The following is a 17,708-nucleotide window of genomic DNA, read 5'->3' on the forward strand; positions in this document are numbered from 1 at the left end:
GTGTTTACCTCAGGGCGCGGGTGAGCCCCGCAACGATGCGGGTAGGAGTGCTGGTGGGCAGCTCCCGGGTTCTCCATGCCATCAGCAACAAACCGGAGGAACCCGGCAGCCGTTCCGCCGTCGCACACGCGGGGATCGAAGGTGAGCGTCAGTTCGGTGACCTGCGGACCGCAAGTTCCCCGTCCACCACCCACGGCTTGTCGATGATCCGGCCAACTCCGAGGATGGCCACCTCGGGGTGGTTGATGATGACCGCAGATCCGTCAACCCCAAAAACACCGTAGTTATTCAGGGTGAACGTGCCGCTGCCCAGCTGCTCCGGCGTCGCCTTGCCCTCGCGTACGACGGCGGTGAGCCGGCGGATCTCCGCGTCCAGTTCGCGGGCACTGAGTTTGTCCGCGTTGCGGATCGAGGGGACCATCAGTCCGCGGTCCGCCTGGGCCGCGAAACCCAGGTTGCTGCCGCGAAGCCCAAGATCTCCACCGGATTTTTAAACGCTTTTCACATTGTCCAGGCGTCGGAACCGAACTTCGTCCTGGCTCCAAGGGACAACGAGGCCAGGTAGCAAATGGGAATATGGGCAAATCCCCGAGCAGGGCGTATGATCATCAAAGAATTCATGCAGGAACCATGTGGGAGGAAACCGTGGACAGCACTGCCAAATTTGTGCCGGTCGGGGAAGTCAGCGCCGACGAACGCTCAAGGATCGCCGTCGGCAAGGCCGGGGTGCGCAGGGACGATCGCTACGCCGTTGCGGTAAACGACGACGGCGAAATCCTCTTAACCCCGCTCGTCTCCATCCCGAAACGGGAACTGCTGATCTGGGAGAACGCTCAAATCCGCGAGGCCGTCAGCCTCGGCCTCCTCCAGTCCGCTGCCAACGAGACCACGAGCCTGGGTGACTTCAGCCAGTACGCAGACGATCAGGACGACGAGTGACCGAACCATTCGATCTGCGCTTTACACGCGTAGCGGCAGAGCAGATGGAAGCATTGGCTGGTGATGGCCACGCGAAAAAGAAGCTGAAGAAGGTCCGCAGGGCACTTGGCCGGCTCCAAACCAATCCGTCCCATCCAGGACTGAATTCACACAAGTATTCATCCATGTCCGGTACTAACGGCGAAGAAGTTTGGGACTCATACGTGGAGAACAACACTCCTTCTGCATCGCGTATTTTCTGGCATTACGGCCCGGGAACCCGCGTGATCACCATTGTGACCATTACTCCCCATCCCTGAGTCGATGCTTCTTGAATCGTCACTCATATCGAGAGACGCCTCTGCGCTAAGTGAGTGCTGCGCCCGGAGATCCTCCAGGTCCACCAGGTCCTAAACAGGCCCCCAACCTGAAGGCGCCAGCCCCTAACCCCTAAGCCTGTCCCCCTCCTGGGGCAAAATCCCTTGCCACGTTTGTTGGTGAAGCCTAGGCTCGTCCTACCCACACCCTGGCAGCATGGTCTCAGCCGCCGGTTACTTCAATCAGCGCCATGGAGAGCCGTCATGAAATCAGATACCAAGCGATTCCTGGGCCAGATCCTCGCCTTCTGCCTTGCCGTTACCGGACTGATGGTTGCCTCGGCCCCGGCCGCGCAGGCGGCCACCACATACGGCTACCAGAGCATCGCCTATTCAGGGGTGGCCAACCCGCCAACCTCGGATAAGCCCCAGAGCAAGCTTTGGTTCAACGACGGTTCCTGGTGGGCGGACATGTGGACCACAGGAAGTGGATGGCACATCTTTCGCTTGGACCGCAGCACACACAAGTGGGTCGACACCGGCGTGCTGAACGACAGCCGGTCTAGCACACTCGCCGATACCCTCTGGGACGGCTCCCACCTTTACATCGCTTCCCACGTGGTGACGATAAGCAGCGATGGAACCACCAAAGCCTCGATTTCCGGCCAGCCTGCCAAGTTGTACCGCTACAGCTACACGGCCGGCAAATACACCCGCGATGCCGGATTCCCGACCACTATCACCAACAACAGCAGCGAATCGATGACCATCGACAGGGACTCCACCGGTGCCATCTGGGCCACCTGGACCCAGGTCGCCGGAAACTCCACCTCCGGATTCACGAATACCGTGTACGTCAATGCGTCCGCACCCGGCGGCACGAGCTGGCCAGCACCCTTTGTCCTTCCCGTGTCCAACCCGCGCCCTGCGCCCGACGATATTTCTGCTGTGGTTTCCTACGCAAAGAACAAGATCGGCGTGATGTGGAGCGACCAACGCACCGGAAGCATGTGGTGGGCAACCCGAACCGACGGCACCTCGCCAACGGCTACTTCGTCCTGGAATATGCAGCCGGCCATTCAGGGCAAAGGGCAGGCTGATGACCACCTGAACCTCAAGGCGCTTCTCGCGGACCCGTCCGGAAGGGTTTACGCAGCAGCCAAGACCAGCCTGGACACCACGTCCTCGGATAAGTCGCTGCCGCAGTTACAGCTGCTCGTTTTCAAACCCGGTACCGGCTCGTTCACCAAATCCACCATTGCTACGGTCGGCGACTGCGTCACGCGACCCCAGCTTCTTCTGGACACGCAGAATAACAAGGTTCATGTATTCCTCACCGCCCCGTCCGCGAGTGGCTGCGCCTACATCGGCGCGACGGGCAGCATCTACGAGAAGACGGCCTCAATGGACAGCCCGGTGTTCGGCACGGGCCGCGGAACGCCGGTGATCCAAGACGGCGCCTCGGACCACGTTAATGACGTCACCACTACAAAGCAGGCCGTGAACCGCTCGACCGGGATCGTGGTGATGGCTACGAACAGCGTCACCAAGCGCTACTGGTACTCCGACCGGCCGCTCTGAAGCCGCAGGGGTCCCTTTCACGGCAGCGCCAGCAGTGGTGCCCCCAACTGGGTAACAGCAGATTTCGTTTTGGAGGCTCATAACGACATCTGCTGTTACCTAGTGGGGTGGGTGTGGGGGGGGTCAGAGGTCCGCGAGCACCGACCCCGGGTTCTCGATCGCATCAGCCACGAACCGGAGGAATCCGGCTGCCGTGCCGCCGTCGCAGACACGGTGGTCGAACGTGAGCGTCAGCTCGGTGACCTTGCGGACCGCGAGTTCCCCGTTCACCACCCATGGCTTGTCCATGATGCGCCCCACGCCCAGGATGGCCACCTCGGGGTGGTTGATGATGGCAGCCGAGCCGTCCACGCCGAAGACGCCGTAGTTGTTCAGGGTGAAGGTGCCGCTGCCCAGTTGCTCCGGCATCGCTTTGCCTTCGCGTACGACGGCGGTGAGCCGGCGGATCTCCGCGTCCAGTTCGCGGGCACTGAGTTTGTCCGCGTTGCGAATCGAGGGGACCATCAGTCCGCGGTCCGTCTGGGCCGCGAAGCCCAGGTTGATGCCGGCGAAGCCAACGATCTCCTGGGAGCCGTCGGCAGCAGTTTCGAAGCGGGTGTTCAGGTCCGGGAATCGTTTTAACCCAGCAGTGACAAAACGCGCGATGAACGCCAGGAGTCCCGGCGTATTGTGCGGATCGGACTTCTTAAGGCCTGCCCGGAGTTCCACCAGCGCGGTGGCATCCACGTCCACCCAGACAGTGGCTTCGGGGATCTCCGAGCGGCTGCGCGACATGTTGGCGGCCACGGCTTTCCGGACACCTTTGACGGGCGTCCGGGAAGAGATGCCCAGCCCTGTGCGACTGTCGACAGCCCCCTGGGTTTCGACAGGCTCAACCACCGGGCTCGCCTCAACCACCGGGCTGCTGATCACGGCTTCAACGTCCTTGCGCATAATCAGCCCGCTGTCCCCCGACCCGTGAATGTTGCCCAGGTCCACGCCGTGTTCACGGGCCATACGCCGGACGAGCGGTGAAATGACGGCTCCGAGTTTCCCAGGGACCCTCGTGCGGAGCAGCAGCAGGTCATCGGCCGCCTTCTGGGCGTCAGGCTCAACCGTGGTCCGGGGAGCCCTGGTCCGCCGGGCAGTGCCACCGCCGCCGGGCGTCCCGTAGCCGATCAGTACGTTTCCGGACCCGGCCTTTTCCTCCTCGCGGTACGTCTCAGCGGCGGTCGACGCGGATGATGCCGCCCGGGGAGTGGCATCGGGCCTGTCTGAGCCGGACGGCATGCTGCTTGCAGCAATGCCGTCCGGCGAAGGGGCGGGGGCGGCATCATCTGCGGCGGAACCACCCCCCACCGGAAGCACCGAGATGAGCGGTTTGCCGACATCCAGCGTCTGGCCGGGCTCGCCGTGCAGCACCGTGACAGTGCCGGCGTACGGAGACGGGACTTCCACCATGGACTTGGCTGTCTCCACTTCGGCGATGGGCTGATCCACCCGGATCACATCGCCCACGGAAACGAGCCAGTTGACCAGTTCGGCTTCGGTCAGGCCTTCGCCGAGGTCGGGCAGCAGGAATACTTTCGTTTCACTCATGGTCAGTTCTCCCACTGGAGGTCGTCTACGGCGTCGAGGATGCGGTCCACGCCGGGCAGGTAGTAGTGCTCGAGCTTCGGCGCTGGGTACGGGACGTCAAATCCCGTCACGCGGCGGATGGGGGCGGCGAGGTAGTGGAAGCAGCGTTCCTGGACGCGCGCCACGATCTCGGAGGATACGGACGCGAAGCCGTGCGCTTCTGCGATCACCACGGCCCGGCCGGTCTTGCGGACGGACGCGCACACGGTCTCATCGTCAAAGGGAACAATGGAGCGGACGTCGATCACTTCCAGCGAGCGCCCCTCCTCCGCAGCAGCTGCGGCAGCCGCCAGCGCCGTGGGCACCGACGGTCCGTAGGCGATGAGCGTTGCGTCCGTCCCGGAACGGGCGACGGCGGCACGGCCTTCCGAGGACACCCCGGCTTTCGTGTTGGAAACGTGTTCCTCCCGCAGTCCCGAAAGGTCCACCAGGTCCTTGGACCAGTAGAGCTTCTTGGGCTCCATAAACATGACGGGATCGTCCGAATCGATGGCCTCCCGCAGCATCCGGTACGAGTCGGCCACTGTGGCGGGTGTGAAGACTTTCAGGCCGGCCGTGTGGGCGTAGTAGGACTCGGAGGAGTCGCAGTGGTGCTCCACTCCCCCGATGCCGCCGGCATAGGGAACCCGGATCACCATGGGAAGTTTCACGGTTCCCTTGGTGCGGTTGTGCATCTTGGCCACGTGGCTGACGATCTGCTGGAACGCCGGGTAGGCAAACGCGTCGAACTGCATCTCCACCACCGGCCGCATCCCGTTCATGGCCATCCCCACGGCCATGCCCACAATGCCGGACTCGGCCAGCGGCGTATCGAAGCAGCGCTGCTCCCCGAACGTCCTGGTGAGGCCGTCCGTGATGCGGAAAACCCCGCCCAGCAGGCCCACGTCCTCGCCGAAGACCAGGACGGACGGATCGGCGTGCATGGCATCCGCCAAGGCCGTGTTGAGGGCCTTAGCCATGGTGACGGCCTGCGGCCCGGAAGCTTCAGCCACAGAAGCGGCGGAAGCAGCCGCCCGGGCAGTTGCTGCGCTGACGTTGCCGTTCGCCTCGGACGAGGTGGTGATGGTCGGACTCATTTCGCCGCCTCCTGGCTTGACGCATCGCGGGCAAGTTCGTCGGCCAGCATGGCTGACTGCTCCTTCAGCTGTGGTGTGGGCACCGAGAACACGTGCCGGAAGAGTTCCTGCGGGTCCACCGGAACGTCCTCGCCCAGGCCGTCCCGCAACTGGGTGGCAACTGCTTCCGCTTTTTCCGAGATCCGCGCGGCGCCGTCGTCGTCCAGCAGTCCACGCCCGGTGAGGTAGGTCTTCATCCGGCTGATGGGATCCTTGGCCAGCCATTCGGCCACCTCGCTGTCCTGCCGGTAGCGGGTGGCATCATCGGCGTTGGTGTGCGCCTGCATCCGGTACGTGTGTGCCTCCACCAGGAGCGGCCCGGAACCTTCGCGGGCGAGCTTCACTGCCCGGTCAAGGACTGCGAGGAGGGCCACAACGTCGTTGCCGTCCACCCGTTCGCCGGCCATGCCGTAACCCACTGCCTTGTGGGCGAGCGATGGCGCCACGGACTGGTGCGCCAGCGGAACAGAGATGGCGTACTTGTTGTTCTGGACGAAGAAGACCACGGGCAGGTGGAAGACGGCGGCGAAGTTCAGGGCCTCGTGGAAGTCACCTTCGCTGGTGGCGCCGTCCCCGCACATTGCCAGGACCACGGTGTCCTCGCCGCGGAGCTTGGCCGCGTGCGCAACGCCCACGCCGTGCAGCAGCTGGGTGGTGAGCGGCGTGCACTGGATGCCCACCTTGTGCCGGGCCGGATCGTAGCCGCTGTGCCAGTCACCCCGGAAAATAGTCATGGTCTCCACGGGATCAACCCCCCGGGCCATGACCGCCACAGCGTCCCGGTAGGTGGGGAACAGCCAGTCGCCGTCGGAGAGGCAGAGTGCGGCTGCCACCTGGCAGGCTTCCTGACCGTGGCTGGACGGATACACGGCCATGCGTCCCTGGCGAACCAGCGCGGAGTTCTGGTCGTTGACGCGGCGGCCGACGACGAGCTGCTCGTAGGCAGCCAACAATTCGTCGTCGGAGGGCAACGGGTACTCGTGGCCGGGTTCGGTGCCCTGCTCGCCTTCTGCTTTGAGCCGCCCGTCCGGGTCCACCATCTGGATCTGGTGGCGGGCGGGCAGCATGTAGTCCTCCACCGTGATGCCGAACTTGCGCACCGCTTCGGATACTGCATCTTCAGCCGGCAAACGCTGGGCCTGGTCCTGGGCAGGGTGGTCCGCGGAGATCGTCATTGGTCCGTCCTTCTGTAGCCACTAGTCGGTTCCAGTATGTCCCTCAGAGAAGTTTCGTATCCAGTACCTGAGCGAATCGTGGAGAAGACAGGTGCATAAGGTCATTTTGAGAGACGAATCGCAACCAGCGGTGGCGCTGCAGCAGGGAGCCGTGGACGTATTGGCGCGCATATCGGTCCGGGCGGTGTCGGCATCGCCCAGGGATAAAAAATCGCCCCAGCCTTAATGGCGGAGGCGACAATTTCACTCGACTTGTTCGTCAGAGTTCACGGTCCACCCATCGGGCTGGTGGCAGCGACTTTTGCGGGCTTTCACCTGAATAACAAGCTCTGCGTCCACGGAGCGAGCGTATCGCTGGAGCGTGAACAGCGTCGGGTTGCCTCCGAGTCGCTCAAACTCGGAGACCGTCGACTGGGACGTTCCCATAATTTTGGCTAGTTGGCTCTGCTTTATTTTCAGGTGCTTCCGGCGCTCCACCAGCTGAAGGATGGTTTCCGTCAGCGTACGGGCATCCTCCTTCGCATGAACTACCGACGAGTCTTCAGCGTCAATGCCGAGCTCGTCAAAGAGTTTGCTCATTACCGTCTCCCTTCGCGGTCATCTAACTATCGGCTACAACCGATATTCGCGTCAATTCATTTCACGTTGTCCGGTGCGGCGGACGGCGGCTCGGCAGTGAGCGACGCGCTGGGAGTCGGCGGCGGCGTGGACTTGGGGAAGGTGCCCGCGCGTTGCCGCCAGCACGCCGGCGAGAATGATCGTGGCGACGACTCCGGCGAGGAGCAGGCCACCGCCGTCGAACCTCCGGCGGCAAGCCGGTGACCGGCTCGGGGGCAGCGCGGCCGGAGCCGCTCCCCCGCCCGGTATTTGGGGTTACCAACAATGGGGTCGAAGCGTATTATTTATGTATGACAAAAATACGGGAAACCATCGACGGCCTGCCGGTCACGGAAGAGATGATTCAGGCCTGGGCAAATGAAGCTGAGGCAGGCTATGAAGTCGAGAAGCTGCATCCTCCTCGGCGAGGCCGCCCGTCGTTGGGGCAAAGTCCCGGCGTGCAGCTGTCCGTGCGCCTGGAACCGGAGTTGGCGGAGCTATTGTCGCAGAGCGCTGCCGAAAGGCATATCAGTAAATCCGTTCTGATTCGCGACGCGGTTCGGCACTACTTGCACGCTTCGTGAAACGAACTGTCCACATTTCGGCCAGAAAACATGGAGTAAGTGAGGAAGACGCTCTACACGCAGTTGCTAACGGCATCCATGAAAGCTACCTCGACGATGGAAGCCCTGCACGCCGGCTCATCTTGGGCTTCGACATTCAAGGGACGCTGCTGGAGCTAGTCGTCTTACGGTTCGACAGCGGAAACGAAATGGTCATTCATGCCATGCCCGCCCGCAAGCAATACCTGAAGCTCCTGTCCGAACAGTGAGCGCTACGCCCCATGTGCCGCGCCCGGCGCAAAAGCTAATGCAGCGGCCGAGTCTCCTGCATGCTCCCCGAATTCAGCAGTCAGCCCGTCGGTGATGTGGAAATCCCCTCCCAGGCGGCCCACGTCCTCGCCGAAGACTAGGACGGACGGATCGGCCCGTCCGGGGTCCACCATCTGGATCTGACGACGGGCCCCAAGGGAAGTTTCGTATCCAGTACTTCGCGGAATCATGGAAGGTTCCGCCGGATGGACCTAGTCTGGAAGACGAATTGAAATGTGAGCTGGACAACGGACGGGAGCGGTGGACGAATTGGCACGACTTGAAGGAGAGTCCGGGGAGGTGCCCCTGGACGACGTTGATCGCCGGATCATCGCCGAACTCACCCGGGACGGGAGGATGTCCGTGACCCAGGTGGCTGAGAACGTCCACATCTCCCGGGCCCACGCGTACACCCGCATCGCCAGGCTGACCGGCGAAGGTGTACTGACCAAATTCACGGCCTTGGTGGACCCCATCAAGGCCGGACTGAAGTCCTCCGCCTACGTGACGCTCAAGGTGAGCCAGCACTCCTGGCGCGAACTGCGCGAGCAGCTCAAGGCCATTCCGGAGGTCCACCACGTCGCCCTCGTGGGCGGCGATTTCGATGTGATCCTGCTGGTGCGCGCCATCGACAACACCGACTTGCGACGGGTGATCTTCGACCAGCTGCAGGCCATGCCCGGCGTCCAGGACACGCAGACTTTTCTGGTGTTCGAGGATGTGGATACGCGGTAGTAGATGGTGTCCTAGAGGCATCGCCGCGTCCGCAGAAGGCGGCTCACTGAATCAGCGTGGCCCAGGACTCCAGGAACTTCTCAGCAAGATGGGCGTGGCCGGCGGTGTTCGGGTGCGCACCGTCAAAGTCGAATCCCGGGCTGTTGGCACCCGTGAACCAGCCGGCCTCGTAGGCGTCGATGAAGGGAGCACCGGCGGCTGCGGCCCCGGCGCGGACGGCACTGTTCACACGTTGCAGTTCCTCCGCTAGCGGCTGGGGGGCCGAGGGTCCAAGAACAATTGTCTGGACGCCGGGCCACAACCTGCGGGCCGTCTCGATTGTCTGCGCCGTGGCGGTTTGAATTTCATCGGGGCTGGTGATCAGGGCGTCGTTCTGGCCGCCTTGCAGGATGAGGACGTTGGGGACGAAGCGCGGATCCTCAGCGATTTCCCGCAACCGGACTTCGTACTCACGTGCCTGGTTGTCCTGCGGACCACCGCCCCACGCGAAGCCGGTTCCGCCTACGCCGTCGATGTTGGCGGGGTATCCGAGTGAGTCGGCAACAAGGTACGCCCACCCCTCGCCTGGCTGGTCCGCGCCCACACCGGCAGTGTACGAATCGCCAAGAATCAGGAGGACAGGCTGGGTGGGAAGCTGGATTTTCAGCTGTTGGACAGTGGCTGTGGGTGCCGGGGTCGCCATAGTCGGCGTGGCCGCCGGCGAGCTTGCCGGCATGGGGCTTACGGCATCGCCTGGACCACGCGGATTCGTCAGGGCGATACCCGCTACCCCGAACGCGGCTACGGCCAGCAGAAAAAGTGCACCGTATTTGATCCACTCCCGCCTGGTCATGCTGGGCTGCTACCGTTGCTCGTCACCCGGCACATCATACTGGCCCGAAATGGCCGACGGCGGCGGGCGGGCTAATTGCGACGGTCCGGTGTTCCGAGCAGCCGGGGCAGTCCGGACCAGCTACGTTCTCAGCTGTCCGCGATTCTGCGGTTCGACGGACTCTCCCTGCGTCGCCGAAGCGGAGCAGTCGTCACCACGGCCCACAAACTGGTGCGGGCAATTCATAAGTTCCAAGCCGTCCCCGGAAGTCACTCTGATTCGCATGGGATCCTGCGTTTTCCGTCCACTCCGCCATCGACGGGGGCTCTAGTCGTTTCAGATGATGGCGCCGGCGGCGACCCTGTGGGCACCACCCCTGGAAGCCGCCGGCACAATAAGTAAACCGAATGTGCCGTTGCCGTACACGAGTAGCCGGTACCCGATCTTTTCTCCACCACTACGGGCTCGGCGACCAAATCCCTTCCATCGCCCAAGTCAGGTGTCGTTAGCCGGGGTCAGATATCGGCCAGAACCGTGGCGGGCTTTTCGATGGCATCCGCAACGAACCGCAGGAATCCGGCTGCGGTGCCGCCGTCGCAGACACGGTGATCGAACGTGAGCGTCAGTTCGGTGACCTTGCGGACCGCGAGCTCGCCGTCCACCACCCACGGTTTGTCGATGATGCGTCCCACCCCGAGGATCGCCACCTCGGGGTGGTTGATGATGGCCGCGGAGCCATCCACGCCGAAGACACCGTAGTTGTTCAGCGTGAAGGTGCCGCTGCCCAGTTCCTCCGGCGTCGCTTTGCCCTCGCGTACGACGCCGGTGAGCCGGCGGATCTCCACGTCCAGTTCGCGGGCACTGAGTTTGTCCGCGTTGCGTACCGAGGGGACCATCAGTCCGCGGTCCGTCTGCGCCGCGAAGCCCAGGTTGATGCCGGCGAAGCCAACGATCTCCTGGGAGCCGTCGGCGGCAGTACTTCGCCGAATCATGGAAGGCACCGCCGGATGGACCTATTTTGGAAGACGAATTGAAATGTGATCCGGACAACGAGCGGGAGCGGTGGACGAATTGGCACGACTATCGGTCCGGCGGAGTGGGCATCCCCCAGGGATTAGAGATCGCCCCCGTCCTTTTGGCCGGGGGCGATAATTTCGTATGCCTTGTTCGTCGGAGTCCGTACGGATACCGGCATCCGCAGAGGCTAAGTTCGGCGCTCTCAATTGCAGACCGGGCCAATGATCCCTCAGCCATAAACTGCTCCGTGAACACCGCGCCTCTGAGACCAGATTGAAAAGGGTAAAACCGTCTTGGCCCCACGCCTGCCTCACGCGGAGCTGCCCGAACAAACAAACGACCGCTTTCGTGGCAGCCTCTTCAGCCGGTAAACGCTGGGCCTGGGCTGGCGCCTTTCCGAGGAGCTAGCGGCTAGAACTCCCCTTTCCCACAATCATTAGCAATGGCATAGACTGTGGAGGTCGTTAGGAGACGTCATCGCTGTCAAGGACCGCCGCACCAGAATGAAGCTTGGCCACGGGGCCGGCACCCTCAATGCATGGATCAGCTCTGCCCGTCCCTCGTTTTCTGAACAGGACCTGGTCTCAGCCCTGGTAGACATGACCCGCAGCACGACGGCAGCCGACCTGTCTGCACGCGACCGGGACTTCTGGGACAAGAACTCGGGAATCGCAGCCGACCATGCCGCCGTCGCTATCGCCTCCGCGGCGAACGCCGCCGCCCGGCTCGTTCTTGACGCTTCTGCCCTCACGGCCGCCGAGGTCGCCGAGCGCATGCGCATGTCCGCGTCCACCATCCGACACTACAAATCGGCACGGAAGCTCTACTCGTACCTGGTCAACGGCAAGTTAGCCTTCCCGCAATGGCAGTTTAACGATACGGGTGACAAGTCGATCCCCTCCTTGGAGGACGTTCTTGGTGCGTTGCCCGACGACCTGCACCCGCAGGCGGTGGCCGGGTTCTTCCTGACGCCCCAACCCGACCTGGTCCTGAACGGAATGCACGTCTCGGCCAAGTCATGGCTGGAGGCCGGCGGCAGCAAGAAGGTCGTCGTCGACCTTGCCGAGGGACTGGCGGCCGGCTACTGATGCCGGACCAGTACCCGCCGGACACGGCTACCCTGCGGGCTCTGGGGTACGAAGCAAAGACGATACCGGCTGGCTCCGTGCTGTGGCGGATCCACTTCACCGCCTCGTGGCATGTGGTGCCGTGGAACCGCCTGCGCACCTGGGGGCCCGTGCCGGGCTCACGCTGGGAACCTCACCCGCTGCCGCCAGGTGATGCCGCGCCGTTGGGTGCCGCCTACCTCGGTGAGGACGTGCTGACGTGCTTGGCGGAGGTATTCCAGCTGACCCGTTTCGTCGACGTCGACCGCGACGACCCTTACGTCACTGCGTTTAGTACCACGCGTGACCTGGTACTGGCCGACCTCACGGGAGACTGGCTGCTGCCGGCCGGCGGTTCGGCGCAGATCGCTTTCGGCGAGAGGGAGCGAACCCGAGCCTGGGCCCGTGCTATCCATGAGACGTGGCCGGACGTTGATGGCGTGTACTCCCTCTCGGCCATGGCCCTGAGCCGCAAGGTGGTGACACTGTGGACCGAGGACGCCATACCGGCCGCCCCAGAGTTCTCCTCACCCCTGAACGCGCCGGGCATCGTCTCCGATGTGATGGCAGCTGCTGCGAAGATCCGTTACACCAGCAACATCGTCCTCTGAACACGCCCACCACCACTAACCGTCCCTGAGGCAAGTTTCGTATCCAGCACTTCGCCGAATCGTGGAAGGTACCGCCGGTTGCACCTACTCTGGAAGACGAATTGAAATGTGATCCGGACAACGAGCGGGAGCGGTGGACGAATTGGCACGACTTGAAGGCGAGCCCGGCGAGGTGCCGCTGGACGACGTCGACCGCAGGATCATCGCCGAACTCACCCGGGACGGCAGGATGTCCGTGACGCAGGTGGCGCAGAACGTCCACATCTCCCGCGCCCACGCCTATACCCGGATCGCCAGGCTGACCGGCGAAGGGGTGCTGACCAAATTCACGGCCCTGGTGGACCCCATCAAGGCCGGACTGAAGTCCTCCGCCTACGTGACGCTCAAGGTGAGCCAGCACTCGTGGCGTGAGCTTCGCGAGCAGCTGCGCGCCATACCGGAGGTCCACCACATCGCCCTCGTGGGAGGCGACTTCGACGTGATCCTGCTGGTGCGCGCCATCGACAACACCGACCTCCGTCGGGTGATCTTCGACCAACTGCAGGCCATGCCGGGCGTCCAGGACACGCAGACTTTTCTGGTGTTTGAGGATGTGGATACGCGCTGATCACGGCCAACGGGCATGGCCGGGCCGGCAGAACGCGGCCCATCCGATCCCGCCACGCGAAGCCGCGCCCGTACCTGTACACCGAATTGAGAAAACATTTATTCTTTAAAAGTCTCGACTATATGAATTCTTCGGCGTAACTTTGCATCTGGAACAAGCGTCCGTGATCTGTATCACATCAGTGGGGCTCGGATTAGAGCAGGACTGGTGGGGCAGACTGAAAGGAGAAAGCCATGATTCTTAGGGAAATTTCGTTCGACCGGTTTATATTCACCTGCACTGGGTGCGACCATGCCTGGGGTGCCGACTATGACGTCCAGCATGTTGAGGACGGCCACGGACACGAACGGGACTACTTCTTTCGCAACGGACTGCACTGCACCGATCCCACCGGTCTCGGCGAAACGACGTGTCCCCACTGCGGCCGGACCGCGGTCATTGCCCACCACAGCGCCCGGCAGCCCGGTCCCCCTGCCACGGACGAGGCCCCTGAGGTGCCGGTCGAAACACCCGCCCCGGCTCCGGAGCTGCCGGCGGACATACCCGCCCCTGCCCGTAGCATCGATTGGGATACGGCGCCGCTGCTCTCAGGCACTCGGTAGGCCCTACCGGCTAGGGACACGGCTCCGACCGCGGCGAACACAGAGCCCCGGCTTCGCGTTGCCTTACCGCGTCCCGGCCGGCTCCAGTTCCCGGACGGGCTCCGGGGCGGAACGGACGACGTCGGGCTCCAGCCTTTTGGAGGCCCAGCGGCGGATGGGCCTCTCCACAAAGCGGAACGACAGGTAGGCCATCAGCACGGTCAGCGCCGCAGCCGCCGGGACGCGGAGCCAGAGTGACGGGACCAGCGGTATCAGCAGGAGATAGACGGGCAGGTGCCAGAGGTGAGGTGTGTCAAGGATGTGAGACAGTCGCGTAGTTTCTTTTTGGTCAGGCAGCCGCTGGAAGCGGTTGCGCGGTGGGTGTGAAAGCCGCCATTGCTGTGGCCGGCGGGAGGCCGTCATTGTTGCTGTGGGGCCGCCAGCGGTTGTAGAACACTTCGATGTACTTCATCACTCCGCGCCGGGCTTCCTGGCGGGTTGTGAAGCTGTGGTGGTGGTAGAACTCGTTTTTCAGGGATGAGAACGCCGACTCGGCCACTGCATTATCCCAGCACACCCCGGTGGCTCCCATGGACTGTCGGATGCCGTTACCGGTGCACCAGACACTCATTTCCCGGGATGTGTACTGCGTTCCGCGGTCGCTGTGAAAAATGGCACCAGGCTGCAGATGACCGCGGTCCCTGGCCATCTTCAGCGCCCCGGTAGTCAGAGAGGCACGCATGTGGTCAGCCATCGCCCAGCCGACGACCATGCGCGTGCACAGATCGATGACAGTAGCCAGATACAGCCAGCCCTCGCCGGTGCGCAAGTATGTGATGTCCCCGACCAGACGGGTTCCCGGGGCGGCGGAGGTGAAATCCCGCCCGATGAGGTCCGCGAAGACCTTGTCCGGATCCGAGGGAATCGTCGTGCGCTTGAACGCCCGCATCCGCTTCGCGGCCCAGCCGTTCTCCGCCATGATGACCGCCACCGTTCCCACCGACACCTCGATGCCAGCGGCGGCAAGTTTCGTATGGACCATGCGGTGCCCGAATATCCCGTCGGAAGAATCGAACATGACCTTTACGTGTTCTGTCAGCTCCCGGTGCCGGGCCGCCGTCGGGGACTCTTCCGCGGCCAGCCACCGGTAATACGAGGCCCTGGAAATGCCCAGCCGCCCGCACATCCATTGGATGGGGAACTGCGCGTTCTTCGCCTGAACAAGGCGGTAGAGATCCTCTACCGTTGTTCTCTGGCGAAGAACGCTGAAACTTTTTTTAGGAAGTCATTTTCCCTCTCGACTTCACGCAGCCGGGCTTCCAATGCCCTGTATTTCGCCGGATCCACCGGATCATCGGGTTTGCCCCCGCCCTCCGATTGGCCCTCATGATGCAGCCGCACCCAACGCTTCAGAGCGGTTACGGAAATCCCCAGCTCCGGCGCAACCGAAGCCGGCGAACGTCCCGAGGAAATCACCAGCGCAACGGCATCAGCTTTGAACTCATCGGAATAGGTTGGTCGAGCAGACATGGGCACAATCCTTTCAAACTGTGTCTCACATCAGTAGTACACCTCAAGGTAGGCGGCGTAGGACAGGTCGCGGCCGGGGTTTGCCAGCCAGGGGTGGCTCAGGACCCGTGAGGCCAGGCCAGCCGGCCGGAGGACGAGCGATCCGATCACCAGCCCGGCCAGGAGCGCCAACACCGCAGGGCCAAAGGTCCAGAAGACATCAAACCAGGCCCCGGGTGTGGTGGGTTCCTTGAGTACGAACACGGCGGCCACCAGGGCGAGTGCCGCGAACGGACCGCCGCGGCGCACACCGGCGTGCAGCGAGCCATGGAACCGGGAGCCCGGGCGGATGGAGGACAACACCAGGGCCAAAGCGCACCCCAAAAGCAGCTCGTCAGCCCGCGTGTCGGGGCCGTTGTAAATGCGGGCCAGCGATGCCCCGCCGGAGACCAGGACGAACCGCGAGACCAGGAACCCGGCCGCCAGGACGGCCGTGGCCCATGCAACCGTGCGGACCCGCCAGAAGCGCAGCATCAGCAGCAGGAGCACCGGCCAGATCAGGTAGAACTGCTCCTCGACAGCGAGCGTCCAGGTGGGGCTCAGCGCGCCGCCGCCGGTCGAGGAACCAAAGGCTCCGAAGTTGGACAGGTTCATCACGTAGCCGGCGGCCGGAATGGCGTCGGCTGCCTGACCGCCCCACCCGGACGACGGAAAGATCAGGCCGCCCGTAACAACAACAGCACAAAGAACCAGCAGCGCCGGCCAGAGCCGGGCGAGCCGCTTGGCGTAGAAGACGCGCAAGCGCAGCCGGCCCGTGGCCCGGTACTCCTTCATGATCAGCAAAGTGATAACAAAGCCACTAAGCGTAAAGAAGACGTCCACACCAATGGATCCGCCGGGGGCGAACCCGGTGACGGTGTGGAAGAGGAAGACTCCCGCTACCGCGACGGTGCGCAGGCCATCGAGTGCGTGCTGCCGCCCGGACAGCAGCCCGGATGCGGGCGCCGCCAGGCTTGCCGTTTCTGCCGGGGTTTCCCGGGTTACCAAAAAATTCACTAAGCAAGCATATATAACGTTTTGATAACCCCGCTGGGTGGAGGCTGGGCGCCAGCTGGATGCGATGGATCTTCGGGCCGGCGCCCAGCAGCAACTAAATATCAGCCAGTACCGACCCAGGCTTCTCAATCGCATCGGCAACGAACCGCAGGAATCCGGCTGCGGTGCCGCCGTCGCACACGCGATGATCGAACGTGAGCGTCAGTTCCGTGACCTTGCGGACCGCGAGTTCGCCGTCCACCACCCACGGCCTGTCGATGATGCGTCCCACCCCGAGGATTGCCACCTCGGGGTGGTTGATGATGGCGGCGGATCCGTCCACCCCGAAGACGCCGTAGTTGTTCAGCGTGAAGGTGCCGCTGCCCAGTTCCTCCGGCGTCGCTTTGCCCTCGCGTACGACGCCGGTGAGCCGGCGGATCTCCACGTCCAGTTCGCGGGCACTGAGTTTGTCCGCGTTGCGTACCGAGGGGACCATCAGTCCGCGGTCCGTCTGCGCCGCGAAGCCCAGGTTGATACCGGCGAAGCCAACAATCTCCTGGGCACCGTCGGCAGCAGTTTCGATGCGCGTGTTCAGGTCCGGGAATCGTTTTAACCCAGCAGTGACAAAACGCGCGATGAACGCCAGAAGTCCCGGCGTAGTGTGCGGATCGGACTTCTTCAAGCCCGCCCGGAGTTCCACCAGCGCGGTGGCATCAACATCCACCCAGACGGTGGCCTCGGGGATCTCCGCACGGCTGCGCGACATGTTGGCGGCCACGGCCTTCCGGACACCCTTGACGGGCGTCCGGGAGGAAATGCCAAGCCCTGTGCGGGAATCGGCATCCTCCTGGGTTTCGCTCACCACGCGCTCCGGCTCAACCACCGGAGTGCTGATGACCGCTTCAACGTCCCGTCGCAGGATCAGTCCGCTGTCGCCCGAGCCGTGAACGTTGCCCAGGTCCACGCCGTGTTCCCGGGCCATCCGCCGGACGAGCGGTGAAATGACGGCTCCCAGTTTCCCGGGGACCCTTGTGCGGAGCAGCAGCAGGTCATCGGCAGCCTTTTGGGCGTCAGGCTCAACCGCCGCCCGGGGGGCCCTGGTCCGCCGGGCAGTGCCACTGCCGCCGGGAGTCCCGTAGCCGATCAGCACATTCCCGGACCCGGCCTTCTCCTCCTCGCGGTAGGTTTCGACAGGCGAGGTCTCGACCGGCTCGGACAATGGACTTTCGTTGGTTGAGCCTGTCGAAACCACAGCACCAATCGGAGCCACCGAAATCAGCGGCTTGCCCACGTCCAGCGTCTGGCCGGGCTCGCCGTGGAGCACCATCACAGTGCCGGCGTACGGAGATGGGACTTCCACCATGGACTTTGCTGTCTCCACTTCGGCGATCGGCTGGTCCACGCGGATCTCATCGCCCACGGATACCAGCCAGTTGACCAGTTCGGCTTCCGTCAGGCCTTCGCCGAGGTCCGGAAGCATAAATACTTGCAGTTCTGCGGTCAT

Annotated in this window: 19 protein-coding genes and 4 pseudogenes; 10 read left to right on the forward strand and 13 right to left on the reverse strand. The window is 63.5% G+C overall.

Annotated elements, in window-relative coordinates; all coding sequences use genetic code 11:
* Positions 1-59: 59 nt before the first annotated feature.
* Positions 60-463 (reverse strand): annotated as a pseudogene (locus ACQCS0_RS16520) (2-oxo acid dehydrogenase subunit E2); the annotation flags it as partial.
* 182 nt (positions 464-645) lie between these two features.
* Between ACQCS0_RS16520 and ACQCS0_RS16525 the strand changes: the two are divergent.
* The 3 genes from ACQCS0_RS16525 (at position 646) to ACQCS0_RS16535 (ending at position 2,816) form a co-directional block, all read left to right on the forward strand.
* The gene (locus ACQCS0_RS16525; protein WP_426939866.1) at positions 646-939 is read left to right on the forward strand and encodes a hypothetical protein; all 294 of its coding nucleotides are present in this window, start codon (positions 646-648) and stop codon (positions 937-939) included.
* Complete coding sequence (locus ACQCS0_RS16530) at positions 936-1,238, forward strand: hypothetical protein (protein WP_426939867.1); 303 nt, start codon at positions 936-938, stop codon at positions 1,236-1,238. The genes ACQCS0_RS16525 and ACQCS0_RS16530 overlap by 4 nt, the downstream gene beginning before the upstream one ends.
* A gap of 261 nt (positions 1,239-1,499) precedes the next feature.
* Entirely contained in the window at positions 1,500-2,816 is a 1,317-nt protein-coding gene (locus tag ACQCS0_RS16535; RefSeq protein WP_354156344.1) for a hypothetical protein, read from the forward strand.
* Positions 2,817-2,939: 123 nt separating this feature from the next.
* On the opposite strand, the gene ACQCS0_RS16540 is transcribed toward ACQCS0_RS16535, so the two are convergent.
* The 4 genes from ACQCS0_RS16540 to ACQCS0_RS16555 all read right to left on the reverse strand — a co-directional run bounded on the left by ACQCS0_RS16540 (position 2,940) and on the right by ACQCS0_RS16555 (position 7,302).
* The gene (locus ACQCS0_RS16540) at positions 2,940-4,394 is read right to left on the reverse strand and encodes a dihydrolipoamide acetyltransferase family protein (RefSeq protein WP_426939868.1); all 1,455 of its coding nucleotides are present in this window, start codon (positions 4,392-4,394) and stop codon (positions 2,940-2,942) included.
* A gap of 2 nt (positions 4,395-4,396) precedes the next feature.
* On the reverse strand, positions 4,397-5,509 hold the full coding sequence (locus ACQCS0_RS16545) for an alpha-ketoacid dehydrogenase subunit beta (RefSeq protein WP_426939869.1): 1,113 nt from the start codon (positions 5,507-5,509) through the stop codon (positions 4,397-4,399).
* The gene (locus tag ACQCS0_RS16550; protein ID WP_426939870.1) at positions 5,506-6,723 is read right to left on the reverse strand and encodes a thiamine pyrophosphate-dependent dehydrogenase E1 component subunit alpha; all 1,218 of its coding nucleotides are present in this window, start codon (positions 6,721-6,723) and stop codon (positions 5,506-5,508) included. The genes ACQCS0_RS16545 and ACQCS0_RS16550 overlap by 4 nt, the downstream gene beginning before the upstream one ends.
* 243 nt (positions 6,724-6,966) lie before the next feature.
* The gene (locus tag ACQCS0_RS16555) at positions 6,967-7,302 is read right to left on the reverse strand and encodes a helix-turn-helix transcriptional regulator (protein WP_354222728.1); all 336 of its coding nucleotides are present in this window, start codon (positions 7,300-7,302) and stop codon (positions 6,967-6,969) included.
* A gap of 329 nt (positions 7,303-7,631) precedes the next feature.
* Between ACQCS0_RS16555 and ACQCS0_RS16560 the strand changes: the two genes are divergently transcribed.
* Positions 7,632-7,904, forward strand: a complete 273-nt coding sequence (locus tag ACQCS0_RS16560; RefSeq protein ID WP_354222726.1) for a ribbon-helix-helix domain-containing protein — start codon at positions 7,632-7,634, stop codon at positions 7,902-7,904.
* A complete protein-coding gene (locus ACQCS0_RS16565; protein WP_354222724.1) occupies positions 7,901-8,152 on the forward strand; it encodes a toxin in 252 nt (83 codons plus the stop codon). The genes ACQCS0_RS16560 and ACQCS0_RS16565 overlap by 4 nt, the downstream gene beginning before the upstream one ends.
* A 63-nt stretch (positions 8,153-8,215) precedes the next feature.
* Here the strand turns inward: ACQCS0_RS16565 and ACQCS0_RS16570 are convergent.
* Positions 8,216-8,326: pseudogene (locus ACQCS0_RS16570) on the reverse strand (alpha-ketoacid dehydrogenase subunit beta); the annotation flags it as partial.
* Between the two features lie 136 nt (positions 8,327-8,462).
* Between ACQCS0_RS16570 and ACQCS0_RS16575 the strand changes: the two are divergent.
* Positions 8,463-8,927, forward strand: coding sequence for an Lrp/AsnC family transcriptional regulator (locus ACQCS0_RS16575; RefSeq protein WP_426939871.1), 465 nt, complete (start codon positions 8,463-8,465; stop codon positions 8,925-8,927).
* A 43-nt stretch (positions 8,928-8,970) separates the two neighbouring features.
* Here ACQCS0_RS16575 and ACQCS0_RS16580 read toward each other — a convergent pair whose 3' ends face one another.
* On the reverse strand, positions 8,971-9,759 hold the full coding sequence (locus ACQCS0_RS16580; RefSeq protein WP_354222722.1) for an SGNH/GDSL hydrolase family protein: 789 nt from the start codon (positions 9,757-9,759) through the stop codon (positions 8,971-8,973).
* Positions 9,760-10,253: 494 nt separating this feature from the next.
* Positions 10,254-10,724, reverse strand: a pseudogene (locus ACQCS0_RS16585) (2-oxo acid dehydrogenase subunit E2); the annotation flags it as partial.
* A gap of 534 nt (positions 10,725-11,258) precedes the next feature.
* Here ACQCS0_RS16585 and ACQCS0_RS16590 point away from each other — a divergent pair.
* The 4 genes from ACQCS0_RS16590 to ACQCS0_RS16605 all read left to right on the forward strand — a co-directional run bounded on the left by ACQCS0_RS16590 (position 11,259) and on the right by ACQCS0_RS16605 (position 13,681).
* A complete protein-coding gene (locus ACQCS0_RS16590) occupies positions 11,259-11,843 on the forward strand; it encodes a hypothetical protein (RefSeq protein ID WP_354156343.1) in 585 nt (194 codons plus the stop codon).
* A complete protein-coding gene (locus ACQCS0_RS16595) occupies positions 11,843-12,472 on the forward strand; it encodes an RES family NAD+ phosphorylase (RefSeq protein ID WP_426939872.1) in 630 nt (209 codons plus the stop codon). Before ACQCS0_RS16590 ends, ACQCS0_RS16595 begins: the two co-directional genes overlap by 1 nt.
* 142 nt (positions 12,473-12,614) lie before the next feature.
* Positions 12,615-13,079 carry an Lrp/AsnC family transcriptional regulator gene (locus ACQCS0_RS16600; RefSeq protein ID WP_426938787.1) on the forward strand — a complete coding sequence of 155 codons (465 nt, stop codon included), beginning with the start codon at positions 12,615-12,617 and terminating at the stop codon, positions 13,077-13,079.
* 233 nt (positions 13,080-13,312) lie between these two features.
* A complete protein-coding gene (locus ACQCS0_RS16605) occupies positions 13,313-13,681 on the forward strand; it encodes a hypothetical protein (protein WP_354156341.1) in 369 nt (122 codons plus the stop codon).
* A gap of 63 nt (positions 13,682-13,744) precedes the next feature.
* Here ACQCS0_RS16605 and ACQCS0_RS16610 read toward each other — a convergent pair whose 3' ends face one another.
* From ACQCS0_RS16610 to ACQCS0_RS16630, 5 genes and pseudogenes are all read right to left on the reverse strand, one after another.
* Positions 13,745-13,873: a hypothetical protein gene (locus ACQCS0_RS16610; RefSeq protein ID WP_426939873.1), complete on the reverse strand. Its 129-nt coding sequence runs from the start codon at positions 13,871-13,873 to the stop codon at positions 13,745-13,747.
* Between the two features lie 136 nt (positions 13,874-14,009).
* A pseudogene (locus tag ACQCS0_RS16615) lies at positions 14,010-14,879 on the reverse strand (IS3 family transposase); the annotation flags it as partial.
* A 20-nt stretch (positions 14,880-14,899) separates the two neighbouring features.
* Complete coding sequence (locus ACQCS0_RS16620; protein ID WP_426939106.1) at positions 14,900-15,190, reverse strand: transposase; 291 nt, start codon at positions 15,188-15,190, stop codon at positions 14,900-14,902.
* A gap of 30 nt (positions 15,191-15,220) precedes the next feature.
* Positions 15,221-16,225 carry an acyltransferase family protein gene (locus tag ACQCS0_RS16625; RefSeq protein ID WP_426939874.1) on the reverse strand — a complete coding sequence of 335 codons (1,005 nt, stop codon included), beginning with the start codon at positions 16,223-16,225 and terminating at the stop codon, positions 15,221-15,223.
* 94 nt (positions 16,226-16,319) lie between these two features.
* Complete coding sequence (locus ACQCS0_RS16630) at positions 16,320-17,708, reverse strand: dihydrolipoamide acetyltransferase family protein (RefSeq protein WP_426939875.1); 1,389 nt, start codon at positions 17,706-17,708, stop codon at positions 16,320-16,322.

Source organism: Pseudarthrobacter sp. S6, assembly GCF_050156575.1.
In the GTDB taxonomy this organism is placed as follows: domain Bacteria; phylum Actinomycetota; class Actinomycetes; order Actinomycetales; family Micrococcaceae; genus Arthrobacter.

Excerpts from the sequence above, each read along its gene's own strand:
- ACQCS0_RS16535 (WP_354156344.1), top strand. The coding sequence starts at position 1,500 with ATGAAATCAGATACCAAGCGATTCCTGGGCCAGATCCTCGCCTTCTGC.
- ACQCS0_RS16540 (WP_426939868.1), bottom strand. The coding sequence starts at position 4,394 with ATGAGTGAAACGAAAGTATTCCTGCTGCCCGACCTCGGCGAAGGCCTG.
- ACQCS0_RS16545 (WP_426939869.1), bottom strand. The coding sequence starts at position 5,509 with ATGAGTCCGACCATCACCACCTCGTCCGAGGCGAACGGCAACGTCAGC.
- ACQCS0_RS16550 (WP_426939870.1), bottom strand. The coding sequence starts at position 6,723 with ATGACGATCTCCGCGGACCACCCTGCCCAGGACCAGGCCCAGCGTTTG.
- ACQCS0_RS16555 (WP_354222728.1), bottom strand. The coding sequence starts at position 7,302 with ATGAGCAAACTCTTTGACGAGCTCGGCATTGACGCTGAAGACTCGTCG.
- ACQCS0_RS16560 (WP_354222726.1), top strand. The coding sequence starts at position 7,632 with ATGACAAAAATACGGGAAACCATCGACGGCCTGCCGGTCACGGAAGAG.
- ACQCS0_RS16580 (WP_354222722.1), bottom strand. The coding sequence starts at position 9,759 with ATGACCAGGCGGGAGTGGATCAAATACGGTGCACTTTTTCTGCTGGCC.
- ACQCS0_RS16590 (WP_354156343.1), top strand. The coding sequence starts at position 11,259 with ATGAAGCTTGGCCACGGGGCCGGCACCCTCAATGCATGGATCAGCTCT.
- ACQCS0_RS16595 (WP_426939872.1), top strand. The coding sequence starts at position 11,843 with ATGCCGGACCAGTACCCGCCGGACACGGCTACCCTGCGGGCTCTGGGG.
- ACQCS0_RS16605 (WP_354156341.1), top strand. The coding sequence starts at position 13,313 with ATGATTCTTAGGGAAATTTCGTTCGACCGGTTTATATTCACCTGCACT.
- ACQCS0_RS16610 (WP_426939873.1), bottom strand. The coding sequence starts at position 13,873 with ATGGCCTACCTGTCGTTCCGCTTTGTGGAGAGGCCCATCCGCCGCTGG.
- ACQCS0_RS16620 (WP_426939106.1), bottom strand. The coding sequence starts at position 15,190 with ATGTCTGCTCGACCAACCTATTCCGATGAGTTCAAAGCTGATGCCGTT.
- ACQCS0_RS16630 (WP_426939875.1), bottom strand. The coding sequence starts at position 17,708 with ATGACCGCAGAACTGCAAGTATTTATGCTTCCGGACCTCGGCGAAGGC.